At 69.3% G+C, this 13,730-nt stretch carries 16 protein-coding genes; 6 read left to right on the top strand and 10 right to left on the bottom strand.

Annotated features, from left to right (window positions below):
• Nucleotides 1–33 precede the first annotated feature (33 nt).
• On the top strand, nt 34–486 hold the full coding sequence (locus ACIBO2_RS00515; RefSeq protein ID WP_358548624.1) for a gamma-glutamylcyclotransferase: 453 nt from the start codon (nt 34–36) through the stop codon (nt 484–486).
• On the opposite strand, the gene ACIBO2_RS00510 is transcribed toward ACIBO2_RS00515, so the two are convergent.
• Entirely contained in the window at nt 483–1,787 is a 1,305-nt protein-coding gene (locus tag ACIBO2_RS00510; RefSeq protein WP_358548626.1) for an MFS transporter, read from the bottom strand. The genes ACIBO2_RS00515 and ACIBO2_RS00510 overlap by 4 nt on opposite strands.
• A 111-nt stretch (nt 1,788–1,898) precedes the next feature.
• On the opposite strand from ACIBO2_RS00510, the gene ACIBO2_RS00505 reads away from it, so the two are divergent.
• Both ACIBO2_RS00505 and ACIBO2_RS00500 read left to right on the top strand, forming a co-directional pair.
• Complete coding sequence (locus tag ACIBO2_RS00505; protein ID WP_358548629.1) at nt 1,899–2,879, top strand: Lrp/AsnC family transcriptional regulator; 981 nt, start codon at nt 1,899–1,901, stop codon at nt 2,877–2,879.
• Entirely contained in the window at nt 2,876–4,180 is a 1,305-nt protein-coding gene (locus ACIBO2_RS00500) for a M20/M25/M40 family metallo-hydrolase (protein ID WP_397294610.1), read from the top strand. The genes ACIBO2_RS00505 and ACIBO2_RS00500 overlap by 4 nt, the downstream gene beginning before the upstream one ends.
• A gap of 44 nt (nt 4,181–4,224) precedes the next feature.
• Here ACIBO2_RS00500 and ACIBO2_RS00495 read toward each other — a convergent pair whose 3' ends face one another.
• Entirely contained in the window at nt 4,225–5,421 is a 1,197-nt protein-coding gene (locus ACIBO2_RS00495) for an RNA-guided endonuclease InsQ/TnpB family protein (RefSeq protein WP_397295689.1), read from the bottom strand.
• A 110-nt stretch (nt 5,422–5,531) separates the two neighbouring features.
• Between ACIBO2_RS00495 and ACIBO2_RS00490 the strand changes: the two genes are divergently transcribed.
• Nucleotides 5,532–6,335, top strand: a complete 804-nt coding sequence (locus tag ACIBO2_RS00490) for a purine-nucleoside phosphorylase (protein ID WP_397295688.1) — start codon at nt 5,532–5,534, stop codon at nt 6,333–6,335.
• A gap of 26 nt (nt 6,336–6,361) precedes the next feature.
• Entirely contained in the window at nt 6,362–7,984 is a 1,623-nt protein-coding gene (locus ACIBO2_RS00485) for a phospho-sugar mutase (RefSeq protein ID WP_397295686.1), read from the top strand.
• A gap of 22 nt (nt 7,985–8,006) precedes the next feature.
• Here the strand turns inward: ACIBO2_RS00485 and ACIBO2_RS00480 are convergent, their stop codons facing one another.
• The 5 genes from ACIBO2_RS00480 to ACIBO2_RS00460 form a co-directional block, all read right to left on the bottom strand.
• Nucleotides 8,007–8,492 carry a GyrI-like domain-containing protein gene (locus ACIBO2_RS00480; RefSeq protein ID WP_358548636.1) on the bottom strand — a complete coding sequence of 162 codons (486 nt, stop codon included), beginning with the start codon at nt 8,490–8,492 and terminating at the stop codon, nt 8,007–8,009.
• A 17-nt stretch (nt 8,493–8,509) separates the two neighbouring features.
• Complete coding sequence (locus ACIBO2_RS00475; RefSeq protein WP_397294608.1) at nt 8,510–9,328, bottom strand: MerR family transcriptional regulator; 819 nt, start codon at nt 9,326–9,328, stop codon at nt 8,510–8,512.
• A 130-nt stretch (nt 9,329–9,458) separates the two neighbouring features.
• Nucleotides 9,459–10,070: a PH domain-containing protein gene (locus ACIBO2_RS00470; protein WP_397294606.1), complete on the bottom strand. Its 612-nt coding sequence runs from the start codon at nt 10,068–10,070 to the stop codon at nt 9,459–9,461.
• A complete protein-coding gene (locus tag ACIBO2_RS00465) occupies nt 10,067–11,140 on the bottom strand; it encodes an adenosine deaminase (protein WP_358548643.1) in 1,074 nt (357 codons plus the stop codon). The genes ACIBO2_RS00470 and ACIBO2_RS00465 overlap by 4 nt, the downstream gene beginning before the upstream one ends.
• 72 nt (nt 11,141–11,212) lie before the next feature.
• Nucleotides 11,213–11,758, bottom strand: a complete 546-nt coding sequence (locus ACIBO2_RS00460) for a hypothetical protein (RefSeq protein ID WP_358548646.1) — start codon at nt 11,756–11,758, stop codon at nt 11,213–11,215.
• Nucleotides 11,759–11,984: 226 nt separating this feature from the next.
• Between ACIBO2_RS00460 and ACIBO2_RS00455 the strand changes: the two genes are divergently transcribed.
• The gene (locus tag ACIBO2_RS00455; RefSeq protein ID WP_358548647.1) at nt 11,985–12,143 is read left to right on the top strand and encodes a hypothetical protein; all 159 of its coding nucleotides are present in this window, start codon (nt 11,985–11,987) and stop codon (nt 12,141–12,143) included.
• Nucleotides 12,144–12,241: 98 nt separating this feature from the next.
• Here ACIBO2_RS00455 and ACIBO2_RS00450 read toward each other — a convergent pair whose 3' ends face one another.
• From ACIBO2_RS00450 to ACIBO2_RS00440, 3 genes are all read right to left on the bottom strand, one after another.
• Nucleotides 12,242–12,433, bottom strand: a complete 192-nt coding sequence (locus ACIBO2_RS00450) for a hypothetical protein (RefSeq protein WP_358548649.1) — start codon at nt 12,431–12,433, stop codon at nt 12,242–12,244.
• A gap of 140 nt (nt 12,434–12,573) precedes the next feature.
• Entirely contained in the window at nt 12,574–12,930 is a 357-nt protein-coding gene (locus ACIBO2_RS00445) for a cupin (RefSeq protein WP_358548651.1), read from the bottom strand.
• Nucleotides 12,931–12,934: 4 nt separating this feature from the next.
• Complete coding sequence (locus ACIBO2_RS00440) at nt 12,935–13,630, bottom strand: hypothetical protein (protein WP_358548654.1); 696 nt, start codon at nt 13,628–13,630, stop codon at nt 12,935–12,937.
• Nucleotides 13,631–13,730: the final 100 nt, after the last annotated feature.

The following is a 13,730-nucleotide window of genomic DNA, read 5'->3' as shown; positions in this document are numbered from 1 at the left end:
GGGGCGGCCGGTCGCGCGCTACTCTTATCTGCTGTGCCTGTATACGCGGCCTACGGCAGCAACATGGACCCCGAGCAGATGGCCATGCGCGCCCCTCATTCCCCGATCCGGGGCGTGGGCTGGCTGCAGGGTTGGCGCCTGACGTTCGGCGGCGACTACTTCGGCTGGGAGGGCGCGCTCTCCACCATCGTCGAAGACCCCGACGAGCACGTCTTCGTCGTCCTCTATGACGTGCCCGAGTGGGACGCCAACTCGCTCGACCAGTGGGAGGGCGCGGTCCGCGGCCTCTACCACAAGGTGCGGCTGCGGGTGCAGACCCTCGACGGCGAGCAGGTGGCCTGGTTCTACGTGCTCGACGGCTACGAGGGCGGCCTGCCCTCCGCCCGCTACCTGGGCATCCTGGCCGACGCCGCCGAGCGGGCGGGCGCCCCCGACGACTACGTCAAGGAGCTGCGGGGACGCCCCTGCAAATCGATCGGCGACTAGCTGAGCGGCTGGTCCTTGGTCTCCTTCAGCGCGAAGACGTACACCAGTGTGGAGACCAGGGCGAGCGCCGACATGTACCACGGGAAGAGCCCCGAGTTACCCGCGTCCTTCAGCGCCGTGCCGATGAGCGGCGCGGTGCCGCCGAAGATGGCGACGGTCAGCGAGTACGGGAAGCCCGCCCCCGCCGCCCGCACCCGAGTCGGGAACAACTCGGAGTTGACCGCGGCCGAGACCGAGGTGAAGCAGCCGAGGAAGATCATGCCGAGGCACTGGATGAGCAGCAGGCTGGAGAAGGAGTTCGTCAGCATGCCGAGCAGCGGCACCGGCAGGATCGTGAACGCCAGGCCGAAGGTGATCAGCATGGGCCGGCGCCCGACCCGGTCCGACAGCATGCCGAGCAGCGGCTGCAGGATCATGAAGAAGACCAGCGCGATCGTGCTGACCGTGAGCGACTGACCCTTGTCGAAGCCCACGTTCTGCTGGGCGTAGGTCGGCAGGAAGGTCGTCCAGGTGTAGTAGGCGACCGTGCCCGCCACGGTGATGCCGACGATCATGGCGGCCTTGGTCGGGTAGCGGACCAGGAACTCGAACATGCCCGGACGCTCGGTCTTGCCCTCCTGGATCTCGCTGACCACGGCGCTGGTCTCCTCGGCGCCCTTGCGGATCCACAGGCCCACGAGGCTGATCACCGCGCCCACCACGAACGGGATGCGCCAGCCGTAGGAGCTCATGTCGGCTTCGGCGAGGTTGGCGGCCAGCAGGGCGGCCAGGCCGGAGGCGAAGAGCTGGCCGATGGTGGTGCTGACGTACTGGAAGCTCGAGAACAACCCGCGACGCCCGGGAGGGGCCGACTCGACCAGGAACGTGGTCGCCGCGGCGAACTCACCGCCGACCGAGAGGCCCTGGATCAACCGCGCCAGCGTCAGGATGATCGGCGCGAGCACACCCGCCGCCTCGTAGGTCGGCGTGATCGCCAGCAGCAGCGAGCCGCCACCCATCAGGATGATCGTGAAGGTCATCGCAGACTTGCGGCCGAACCGGTCGGCGAACGCGCCCACCACCAGGCCGCCCAGCGGGCGCATGAAGAAGCCGACCGCGAACACCGCGAAGGCGCTCAGCACCGGGACCAGACTGTTCGTGCCGGACTTGGGGAAGATCTGGTCGGCGAAGTAGACGGTCAGGAAGCTGTAGGTGTACCAGTCGAACCACTCGACGACGTTGCCGATGCTGGCCGCCATGAGCTGTCGGACACGGCTTTTGGGGATGCCGAGTGGCGATGGCGCCACTGGGGAGGTCGCCACGGGGGGCTCCTTTGCTGACAACTGCGATGATGGCCTACTGTGCATTCGGACGACCGAAACAGTCAAATTTCTGGCAACATATTTACAAACCCGACATAGAGACGGCTCCCCGTGGATGTTCTCGACCGGCGCCTGGTCGCCGCCCTCCAGATCAGCCCCCGCGCGTCGTGGGGCGAGATCGGCAGGGCCGTCGGCGAGCACGAGCGCACGGTCGCGCGCCGGTTACAGCGCCTGATCGCCGACGGGATGGTGCGCGTCACCGCGATCTATGACGACCTGCGCTCGGGCCACGGCCGGCCCGTGCACCTGCATGTCCAGGTTCGTCCGGGTACGGCGGCGCAGGTCGCCAAGGCGCTGGCCGACCGGCCCGACACGCGCTCGGTCTACTCGCTGACCGGGGCGGCCGACCTCGCCTGCGAGCTGGTCGCCCGGTCGCGGGAGGAGCTGCACGACATCCTCACCGCGGAGATCAGCGAGATCGACGGGGTGCTGCAGACACAGACCCAGGTCGTCCTGCACACCTTCAGGACGGTCGCCGAGTGGCACGCGCCCTACCTCAGCGAGCAGGAGACGGCCCAGCTGCGTCCGCCCCCGGTCTTCGAACTCCTTCCCGACGAGGACGGTCTTTCGCCTCTGGAGCAGGAGATCGCCGAGCTGCTGGCCGGTGACGGCAGGATCGCGTTCACGGCGATCGCCGAGCGGCTCGACATCTCGGTGCCGACCGCCCGCAGGCGAGTGTCCTCGCTGCTCGAACGGCGGCTCCTGCTGCTGCGGGCCGAGGTCGAGCCCGCGCTGCTCGGCCTGGAGGTGGAGGGCAAGCTCTGGCTCAAGGTACGGCCGCACGGGCTCGACCTGGTCGGCCAGCGGCTCGCCGCGCACCCCAGCGTGCGTTACTGCGCGGCCACCTCGGGCACCCATTCCCTGATCGTCCAGGTCGCGGTGGCCCATGAGGCCGACCTCTACCGTTTCCTGACGGGTGTCGTCGGCCCGCTCGACGAGGTCACCGACATGGACGTCACCCTCATCACCCGCGCCTACAAACGCGGTCACCTCCACAAATCCGGCCTGCTCACCCTGGAGAGGACACCATGACGCCCGCCGAGAACGAAGTCGCCGAACTCTGCGCCGAACTCATCCGCGTCGACAGCAGCAACTACGGGGACGGCACCGGCCCCGGCGAGCGGGCCGCCGCCGAGGCCGTCATGGCCAGGCTGGACGAGGTCGGCATCGATGCCACCTACATCGAGAGCGAGCCGGGCCGGGGCAACGTCATCACCCGCGTCGAAGGCACCGACCCGTCGCTGCCCGCGCTCCTGGTCCACGGCCACCTGGACGTGGTGCCCGCCAACGCGGCCGACTGGTCCGTCGACCCGTTCGGCGGCGAGGTACGCGACGGCTACATCTGGGGCCGGGGCGCGGTGGACATGAAGGACATGGACGCGATGATGCTGGCCGTACTCCGCCAGCTCACCCGCGAGGGCCGCAAGCCGCGCCGCGACCTCGTCTTCGCCTGGGTCGCCGACGAGGAGGCGGGCGGCAACTACGGCGCCAAGCACCTCACCGCGCACCACCCGGAGCTGTTCGAGGGCGTCACCGAGGCGATCAGCGAGGTCGGCGGCTACTCCCTGGAGGTGGACCCGTCCCTGCGGCTCTACCTGATCGAGACCGCGCAGAAGGGCCTCGGCTGGATGAAGCTCATCGCCGACGGCACCGCCGGGCACGGCTCGATGCTCAACACCGACAACGCGGTCACCGAGGTGGCCAAGGCCGTGGCCAGGGTCGGCGCCCACGAGTGGCCGATCACCCTCACCCCGACGGTCCGCCAGTTCCTCACCGAGGTCGCGGATGCCTTCGGCCTGCCCTTCGACGAGGACGACCCGGCGCCTATTTTGGACAAGATCGGGCCGCTGGTCCGCTTCGTCGGCGCGACGCTGAGCCACACCGCCAACCCGACCCAGCTCAACGCCGGCTACAAGTCGAACGTCATCCCCGGCCAGGCCACCGCCGTGATCGACGGCCGCTTCCTGCCGGGCCACGAGGACGAGTTCTTCAAGACGATCGACTCGCTGATCGGGTCGAACGTCCGCCGCGAGTTCGTGCACCACGACATCGCGCTGGAGACCACGTTCGACGGCGCCCTGGTCGAGTCGATGATCGCGGCGCTGAAGGCCGAGGACCCCACCGCGCGGGCCGTGCCGTACTGCATGTCCGGCGGCACCGACAACAAGACCTTCTTCGCCGACCTGGGCGTACGCGGGTTCGGGTTCGTGCCGCTGCGACTGCCCGGGGACATGGACTTCGCGTCGATGTTCCACGGCGTGGACGAGCGGGTGCCGGTGGACGCGCTCCAGTTCGGGGTACGAGTGCTCGACAGGCTCCTCCTAAACTACTGACTTGGCATCCTCCCCCGCTTGAAAGTGGGGGATTCCAACGGTGTCTACTCCACGAGGAGGAGGTCACGCTGAGGTTCACGGTTCGCAGGTTCGCCCAGCGGCAAACCTCCCCGCGCAGCCACCGCATGCCCTGCGGCGGTATCTCGGACGTTCTTGGCCGCGTTCACGTCGGCGTTGTCCCGCCAACCGCAGGCGACACAGCGGAAGCGAGATTGGCTCTCTCTCGATTCCGCCGCGCGATGCCCACAGCCGTTGCAGGTCTGCGACGTGTAGCGCGGGTTAACCTTTCGGACGCGGCTCGGAGCCTTCTGCTCCAGCCGCTTCACCAGAGCACCCCACCCGTTGGCGAGAATGCCCCGATTCAGCCCGGCTTTCTGCCGGACGTTGCGGCCGAGCTCCTGCATGCTGCCCTTTGCCGACCTCGTCATGGCGGCAATCTTCAGGTCTTCCACTGCGATCACATCGAAGCGGCGGGCCAGGTCGGTGCTGGTCTTTTCCACCCAATCCTTGCGTCGGTCGCTCTCGCGGGCTCTCAATCGGGCGATCGCCTGCTTGACCCTGCCGCGCCGGTTGGATCCGCGCTTCGCCTTGGCCAGCTTGCGCCGCAGTCGCCGCAGGCGCGTCTGCTCTGCCTCGCGCAGGGCTGGCACAGTCAGCAGTTCGCCGGTGGACAAGGCCGCCGCCACCGTCACGCCCCGGTCCACGCCTACCACGGCGCCCGTCCCTGGTGCTGGGATCGGGTCAGGGATCACGGCGAACGCGACATGCCAGCGGCCCAGCGCATCACGGGTGACCCGGTAGGACTTCACCCCCTCCGGCACAGCCCGCGACCAGCGAAAGCGGACCCAGCCGATCTTCGGCACCCGCAACTCGCCCACCCGCCGCGACAGGCGACGCACCTCACTCGTCTTCACCGCGACGATCCGAAAACCCTCATCGCGGCCGCGCCTGCGCCAGGTCGGGCGGCGGTGCGTCTTGCCGAAGAAATTCGCCATCGCTTGGGCGAAGTCTTTCAACGCCTGCTGCTGCACGATGATCGACCCGGCACGCAGCCACTCGAAGGCCGCCCTCGCTTCGGTCAACTGGCGGCAGTGCTCGGCGAACCCCGGAGCGGACACGCGGCCTGCCTTCCAATGGGCGTGCTGCTCCACCGCCAGATTCCAGACGAATCGGGCATGCGCGCAGTGCTCCAGCAACGCTCTCTCTTGGCCAGGCGACGGCTGGAGGCGGTAACGGGACACGCCGATCAAACTACCGACTGTCACCGACAAAACCAGGAGACCATCGTGCCCGACCGTTCTACATTTCCTCGCTACCCGGACGGACGAGGCATCCACGCTGGAGGTGCATGGTGACCAACAACCCGTACACCCTGGCCAGAGCCGCCGCCGAGGCGCTGAAGAGCGCCTGCGGCCTCGGCACCTTCGACGTCGCCCTCGTCATGGGGTCCGGCTGGGTGCCGGCCGCGGACGCGATCGGCGAGACGGTCACGGAGATCCCCTTCACCGACCTGCCCGGCTTCTCCGCTCCGGCCGTGGCCGGGCACGGCGGCAAGATCCGCGTCCTCCGCACCCCCGGTGGGCGGCACGCGCTCGTCTTCCTCGGTCGGAGCCACCTCTACGAGGGGCGGGGCGTCGACTCCGTCGTTCACGGCGTACGCACCGCGGCCGCCGCGGGGGTCGGCACGATCGTGCTGACCAACGCGGCCGGCGGGCTGCGCCCCGAGACGCAGCAGGTCGGCGACCCGGTGCTGATCAGCGACCACATCAACATGACCGGGGCCAACCCGATCACCGGCACCACGTTCATCGACCTCACTGAGGTCTACTCGCGGCGGCTGCGCGCGCTCGTACAGGAGGTGGACCCGACCATCGCCGAGGGCGTCTACGTGGCCTTCCGCGGCCCCACCTACGAGACGCCCGCCGAGATCCGCATGCTGCGCACGCTGGGCGGCGACATGATCGGCATGTCCACCGTCCTGGAGGCCATCGCGGCCCGCGAGGCCGGTCTCGAGGTGCTGGGCGTCTCCCTGGTCACCAACCCGGGGGCGGGGCTGGCGGACGAGCCGCTCAACCACGAGGAGGTCCTCCAGGTCGGCCGCGCGACGGCCGCCCGCATGGGCACCCTGCTGGCCAAGATCGTGGACCGTCTGTGACCACCGCTGCTCGCACAGCCGCCGACATGGTCCAGGCGGCCCGTCTCTGGCTGGCGCAGGATCCTGATCCTGAGACCCGGGCCGAGCTGTCCGCCCTGCTCGACTCCGGCGACGTCGAGGCGCTGCGCGACCGCTTCGGTGCCGGGCTCGAGTTCGGTACGGCCGGTCTGCGCGGTGAGCTGGGCGCGGGCCCCAATCGGATGAACCGGGTGACCGTCATGCGGGCCGCGGCCGGTCTGGCCCAGGTGCTCGGCCCCGGCAGGCACGTCGTCATCGGCTACGACGCCCGCCACAAGTCCGACGTGTTCGCCCGGGACACCGCGGCCGTGCTGACCGGCGCCGGGCTGCACGCCTCGCTGCTGCCCTGCCCGCTGCCGACGCCCATTCTCGCCTTCGCCGTCCGCCACCTCGGCGCCGACGCCGGTGTGATGGTCACCGCCAGCCACAACCCGCCCCGTGACAACGGCTACAAGGTCTACTGGGGCGACGGCTCCCAGATCGTGCCGCCGATCGACGCCGAGATCTCCGCCGCCATCGAGGCGGTGGGCCGCGTCGACCGGTTGCCGCTCAACACGCCCGGCACGCTGACCGAGCTGGGCGAGAGCATCATCGACGACTACATCGACGCGGTGACCGCGCTGCCGCTCGGCGACGCCCGCGAGCTGCGGATCGCCTACACGCCGCTGCACGGCGTCGGGTCGGGCACGCTGACCGGGGCATTCCTGGCCGCCGGGTTCGAGACCCCGATGGCCGTCGAGGAGCAGCGCAACCCCGACCCGGCCTTCCCGACGGTGGCGTTCCCCAACCCGGAGGAACCCGGCGCGATCGACCTGGCCGTGGCGCTGGCCAGGAAGATCAACGCCGATCTCGTCCTGGCGAATGACCCCGACGCCGACCGATGTGCCGTGGCCGTGCCGCTGGGCGACGGCTCCTGGCGCATGCTGACCGGCGACGAGGTGGGCGGCCTGCTGGCCGAGCACGTCATCACGCACACGTCCGGCGATCGCCTGGTGGCCACCACGATCGTCTCCTCGACGCTGCTGAGCAAGATCGCCGCCGCCCACGGCGTCCGCTACGGCGAGACGCTGACCGGCTTCAAGTGGATCATCAAAGCGGGCCCCGGGCTGGTCTTCGGCTACGAGGAGGCGATCGGCTACAGCGTCGGCTCCGACGCCGGGCTGCCCGTCCACGACAAGGACGGCATCGGCGCCGCGCTGACCGTGGCCGGCATCGCCGCGGCGGCCAAGCGCGCCGGGCGGACCCTGCTCGACCTGCTCGACGAGCAGGCCCGGCGCTACGGGCTGCACGCCACCGCGCAGCTGTCCGTCCGGGTCGAGGACCTGTCGCTCATCTCCGATGCCATGGCCCGGCTGCGCGCCGACCCCCCGGCCGCGCTGGGCGGCCGGGCGGTCGAACGGGCTGACGACCTGAGCCTGGGTGACGGCGGGCTGCCGCCCACCGACGGGCTGCGGTACGTGCTGTCCGGTGACGCCCGGGTGGTGGTCCGGCCTTCGGGGACCGAGCCCAAGCTCAAGTGCTACCTGGAGGTGGTCGTTCCGGTGGCCGGCCCGGTGGGGGATGCCCGAGCGCTGGCCGTACGAGAGCTCGACGCCCTGAAAGCGGACGTCGGCGCCGCACTCGGCCTCTAGGCGCCCCCACGCCCTGAAGCGCTCAGGTCAGGCGGAGCTCCAGGTCGGTGTCCCAGTTGTTGAGGTCGGACTCGACTCGGGGATCCGTCTGGTAGAGCTCCAGGCGGCAGCCCCACAGCTCGGTGTCGCCGTCCCGCGTCATGTCCCACTTGAGGCCCTGCTCGGAGCCCCAGGTCAGGAGGTTCTCGATGACGCCTCTGAGCTGGTCGGGGTGGCCGTGGTGGCGTACCGTCGCGTAGCGCCCGGCCGGGAGGTGAGCCGCGAAGATGTCCCCCTCACCCGCCACCGGGGCCGCGACCGGCACGCCCGCCTCGACCTCCAGCCGGTCGGCCGGCATGTCGATGGCGAGGTACCTGAGGAACGGCGCCCCGGCGGGTGCCACGCCACGCTCGGCCAGCCAGCCGATCAGCTCGCCGATGCGGTCGGCCACCAGACCGAAGGTGGTCATGCTGATGGTCCCGCGGACCCCCACGTAGGGGCGGTCGGGGTGGTCAATGATGTTCGGCATTGTTATGTCCTTCTCCACTAGGCCGGGGACACCTCGATCTGGAGCTCCGTCACCCATTCGGCCAGGTCGTCCGGGCAGTGCAGGGAGATCTCCCTGGCCAGGCCGCTCGACCGGTAGCCGTTCGCCTCGATCCAGTGCGCCAGCGCCTGGAACGTCGGGCCCACCTCCTCCATCGGGCCATGATGGATGATCGTCGCCGCCGTCTCGATGCGCGGCAAAGTGACGAACTGGACGTCGTACTCGTCCTTCTCTTCCGCCGTGAAGGGGAACGCGACGTGCACCATCACCGCGCCGTCGTCCTCGGGGATGTAGTACGCGATGCCGGGACCCGCGATGGTCACCCGCGCCGCCTCCAGCCGCCCGCAGAGCTCGACGAACAGCGGCTTGATGACCGGCCCGATGTCCTCGCCCTCGTAGCTGGCGGCCCGCGCGCTGAGTTCGGCGACCCTGGTCGCGGCGATCTCCTTGAGCACGACCTCATCCGTCTGCATGTGCCCCTCCGTCTCGATGGTCCGGAGCCTCGCCTCGACACCGCGCAGCCTGGCCAGGTCGGCGCTGATCCGCGCCTCCAACTGGGCGCGGCGCAGGCGTACCATGCCGTGCAGTTCTTCCGTGCTGACCTTGTCGTCGAGGATCGCCCTGACCTGCTCCAGCGTGAAGCCGAGGTCCTTGATCGCGACGATGCGGTTGAGCCTGGACAGCTGCGCCGCCTGGTATGAGCGGTAGCCGGTGGCCGGGTCCACGTGCGCGGGGCGCAGCAGTCCGATCGCGTCGTAGTGGCGCAGCATGCGCACGGACACGAGCCCGAGCCTGGCGAAGTCTCCAATACTGAACATGACCCCTCCAGGTGTAGGGCCTGACACGGTGTCAGGGTCAACAACCTCGGCCGGTCACCCCAGCACGACCGTGGCTCGACGGCTCACCCCATCACGACCGTGGCTCGACCGGGTCAGCCGATCACCACCGTTAGCCGATCACGACCGCCATCACCACGAGCGCGATCGCCGCGGCCAGCACCGCGAACGAGTCGATCGCCCAGCTGGCGCGGGCGGGCGGGGCCTGCACGTCGCGGCGCTTGGCCGACTCCGCCCGCTCGGTGATCTGCTGCCCCACCCAGTCGGCGTGCGTCTTCCCGGCGAACGCCTCCGCGGCCGCCTGCTCCGCCTTGCTCAGCGTGGGCTCGGTCTTGAAGCGACCGCGTTCCTGCCTGGGCGTGGCCCGGCGCTGCGCCCTGGCCCGCTCGCGCGCCGTGCTCATCGGCGTCCACAGGCGCAACACCTGCTCGGCGCCGTAGCGGACGTTGATGGTGTGGGAGACCACCACGTCGTTCACCGAGGCCCACGGCACGAACGTCGAGCGGAGCGGGTTGCGCCCCACCAGCCCCTCCTCGGTCACCACGGTCGCGGGGCGGAGCGCGACCAGGTAGACCACGGCGGTCAGCGCGCCCAGCACGGCACCCGCCACCAGCGAGGGCTTGCCGTTGTAGCGGGCGGTCAGATCCCAGATGTTGAAGGCGACGAACGCCAGCCACACCCAGCCGAGCACGAAGGCGGTCTTGGAACGGTAGGTCTCTTTCACGGCTGCCACTTCATCCGCGCGAATCCGGGCTTGATCACACCGTTGATCAGCGCCAGCCGCTCATCGAACGGGATGAACGCCGACTTCATCGCATTGACCGTGAACCACTGCAGATCATCCCAGCCATAGCCGAACGCCTCCACCAGCTTGTCGAACTCCAGCGACACGTTGGTGCGGCTCATCAGCCGGTTGTCGGTGTTGACCGTCACCCTGAAGTGCAGGCGGCGCAGCAGCCCGATCGGGTGGTCGGCGATGGAGTCGGCGGCTCCGGTCTGCAGGTTGGAGGTGGGGCACATCTCCAGGGGGATGCGCTTGTCGCGGACGTACGCGGCCAGGCGGCCCAGCTTGGCGGAGCCGTCGTCCGACACCGAGATGTCGTCGATGATCCGCACCCCGTGGCCGAGCCGATCGGCGCCGCACCACTGGATGGCCTGCCAGATCGACGGCAGCCCGAAGCCCTCGCCCGCGTGGATGGTGAAGTGCGCGTTCTCCCGCTGCAGGTATTCGAACGCGTCGAGGTGCCTGGTGGGCGGGTAGCCCGCCTCGGCCCCGGCGATGTCGAACCCCACCACCCCGCCATCCCGATAACGCACGGCCAGCTCGGCGATCTCCATCGACCGCGCCTGATGCCGCATCGCGGTCAGCAGCGTGCCAACCTTGATCCCGCGCCCCTCGGAGCCCTGCCTGAACCCGTCCAGCACCGCTTCGACCACCTGATCGAGGCTGAGCCCCGTGGTGGTGTGCTGCTCGGGCGCGAAGCGCACCTCGGCGTAGACGACCCCGTCGGCCGCCAGATCCTCCGCGCACTCGGCGGCGACGCGGGTCAGTGCCTCGCGCGTCTGCATGACGCCGACGGTGTGCTGGAAGGTCTCCAGGTAGCGTTCGAGCGAGCCTGAATTGGCCGCCTCCTCGAACCACTCGCGAAGGTTGTCGGCGTCGGTCGTGGGCAGTTCGCCGTAGCCGGAGTCGCGCGCCAGCCCGACGATGGTCTCGGCCCGCAGGCCGCCGTCGAGGTGGTCATGCAGCAGCACCTTGGGCGCCCGTTGGATCTCGTCAAGCGTGGGCCTCATCCGCCCATGATATGCGCCTTCCGCCGACGAACTCCCGGCTCCAACTGGGCCGACATCGGCCCGTGTCGCCGGTCACCCCACGGCTCTGAGGATGGCGTCGAACTTCTTGGTGAGCTTGATGGCGGTGGTCTTGTCGGCGTTCACGAAATAGACGCTCACCAGCCGGTCAACGCTCTCCACCAGCCCCTCCGCCACGGCGCCGTCACGGTCGCACACGATCGCGCCTTTGGCGGCCGACGATTCGCGCACCTGGCCGTCGTACCCGGTGCACGACTCGGTGAATTCCTGACGAACGGCGGCGACGTCCTTCCCGCCGACGGTGTCGGTCCTCAGCACCAGCGGATCCGACCCCGCCTGCGGAGCGTCCGCCGCAGTATAGAGACACACGCTCGCCTTGACCGATTCGAGGGTCTCCAGCGGGTGGTCGTCCCTTTTCTCCTTCAGCTCCCAGCTCAGCGAGGTGGCCTTGGAGAGCTCTTCCACTGTGAGCGAGCAGCTGCCCGTCGTCTGGGTTCCGCCGCTTCTGGCCGTTTCCGCCTGGGGTCTACATCCGGCGAGCAGCACAGCGGCGATGGCTAAGCCGAGCACGTACGCGCGAGCGGCGGTCGGACGTGTCATCGCGGAGCCTCCAGATCCCTTTGGGCGCCCCGGCGTGCGGTGAGCTCCCACATCGCATGCTTTTCAGCCCATTACTTTTCAGCCCATTAATAGAGACATCGGCTTACAACGCTCTTGATCAACACTTGCCGCTCGTAGGACGCCGGGCGTTCATCGCCTGCTGCCCCTGCCGAGGTAGCGTGCGCCTGGCTCGTGCTCTACCTGGTGCCGCAGCGGGCGTGGCCGGGTGTCCGTCGGCGCGGCCGGCGGCCCGCGGGTCGTCTCGCTGCCGCTCTACGACCCGGTGCCCATCCTCGCCCTGTACGCGGTGTGGCGGGCCGACCATGGCCCGCTGGTCGAGGCGTTCCTGTCCTGCCTGCCGCCGAGCACCGAGGTCACCGCCTGATCACTTCAGACCCGACCTGACGAACGCGTTCACGATGTGCCGCTGCAGCACCAGGTAGAGCACCAGCACTGGCAGGCAGGCCAGCCCCGCGGTGGCCTTCAGCGCCCCCAGTCGTTGCCTTCGGTGCCCATGAAGCTGCGCAGGCCGAGCTGGACCACCGCGTTGGAGCGCTGCAGCACCATAGCCGACCAGAAGTACTCGTTCCAGGCGGTGATGGCGAGCAGGATGCCCAGCGTGGAGCAGAGCGTCGGGCGGACAGCGCTCAGTGCATCAGCGCTCCGTATACGCAAGGTGAAAGCCCAGGGGCGCCCTCGCTCGACCCGAAAGCACGTCACACCATGTGAGCTGCGAAAACGCCGTGAACATCGAGCCAAGCCAGGCTGTGGCGATTAGAGATGGCAATCAACCGAGAGTGATCCGCGCTGATCGGTCAATCCTCGGCGCGGTTGGCCCCGTCCGGGGAGAAGGCGGGCAGGCAGACGGCGATGTACTCGGCACCGTCCGGGCCGGTGCTGTAGCGGATCTTCTCGCCCGGGTCCGTGACGATGGACTGGCCCGCCGTGACCTCGGTCGTGCCGTTGGCGTGTTCCACCAGGAGCCTGCCGCGCAGGACGACGGTGTATTCGGTGAACGAGGGCGTTTGTGCGGGCTCGTCCCAGCCGGGCGGGGCGACCATGTGGGCGATGGAGATCGCCTCGTCGCCGCTGTTGACGCGGCCTACGTGCTCGTCGATGAGCTTGCCGCCGGGCACCGGGACGCGGGTTGCCGCTTCGATCTTTCTAACCACCAGGTCAGTGTGCCACGTCGATGACGAGCCGGTCGGGATCGGACTGCTCCTTCAGCTCGAACGCCGCCTGATGGTTGAGCACGAGGCCGACTCCGACGCGCCCCTCGAAGTCGCCGGTCTTGACCACATGCGTCACGTTGCCGAGGTTGGCCGGGAAGATGGGGCCGCCCTTCCAGGTGGGCCTGCCCTTGGCGTCGTGGGCGTCGGCGGGCGCGAGGATCAGCTGGAGGTACGCGCCGCCGGGGAGGTCGAAGTCCTCGCCAGAGCCGTCCTGCAGTAGCTTGTCCACCCATTTGACGTTGTAGCCGGGTATGGAGCCCTTGAGGTCGATCACCACGCGGTCGTAGGTGTCGTGGGCGGCGTAGCGGACGCCCTGCACGACCGCCGGGTCGCCGATGTTGTGCTGTACGTCCACCTCGACCGTGCTCGTCGGCGCCGCCTTCCGCGTGCCCGTGTCGACAGAGATGGAGGAGGAGGACGAGGAGGTGGACGTGGACGTGGAGGTCCGACCGCGTGACGTCGATGGGGTGGCGACCCTGGGTGGGACGGTGGGCTCGGCTGACGCGCTCGTGGTCGCGCCGCTCCCGGCGCCGCCTGGCGAGGCCGTACCGCACGCCGTCAGTACGAGCAGACAAGCGAGAGCGGCGGCGTGGGCCGGGCGGCGTCGCGACGGATGCCCGAGCGCGGGTGGCGGGCGCATAGCAGATTGATTCCCCAGTTCAGAGGATCACAAGCGGCGCGGCGCGCCAGTGGCACGAACATGGGCTACCCATAGCCGACGCGTGGGAAGCACAAAGAGC

This window comes from Nonomuraea sp. NPDC050022, from assembly GCF_044460705.1.
In the GTDB taxonomy this organism is placed as follows: Bacteria; Actinomycetota; Actinomycetes; order Streptosporangiales; family Streptosporangiaceae; genus Nonomuraea.
Note: the sequence above shows the minus strand (reverse complement) of the source record. Positions and strands in the feature narration are given on the sequence as shown.

What these genes read in the sequence shown, in the direction of transcription:
- ACIBO2_RS00440 (WP_358548654.1), bottom strand. Translation starts at nt 13,630, where the DNA reads ATGCGCCCGCCACCCGCGCTCGGGCATCCGTCGCGACGCCGCCCGGCC.
- ACIBO2_RS00500 (WP_397294610.1), top strand. Translation starts at nt 2,876, where the DNA reads ATGACGCCCGCCGAGAACGAAGTCGCCGAACTCTGCGCCGAACTCATC.
- ACIBO2_RS00460 (WP_358548646.1), bottom strand. Translation starts at nt 11,758, where the DNA reads ATGACACGTCCGACCGCCGCTCGCGCGTACGTGCTCGGCTTAGCCATC.
- ACIBO2_RS00480 (WP_358548636.1), bottom strand. Translation starts at nt 8,492, where the DNA reads ATGCCGAACATCATTGACCACCCCGACCGCCCCTACGTGGGGGTCCGC.
- ACIBO2_RS00465 (WP_358548643.1), bottom strand. Translation starts at nt 11,140, where the DNA reads ATGAGGCCCACGCTTGACGAGATCCAACGGGCGCCCAAGGTGCTGCTG.
- ACIBO2_RS00485 (WP_397295686.1), top strand. Translation starts at nt 6,362, where the DNA reads ATGGTCCAGGCGGCCCGTCTCTGGCTGGCGCAGGATCCTGATCCTGAG.
- ACIBO2_RS00475 (WP_397294608.1), bottom strand. Translation starts at nt 9,328, where the DNA reads ATGTTCAGTATTGGAGACTTCGCCAGGCTCGGGCTCGTGTCCGTGCGC.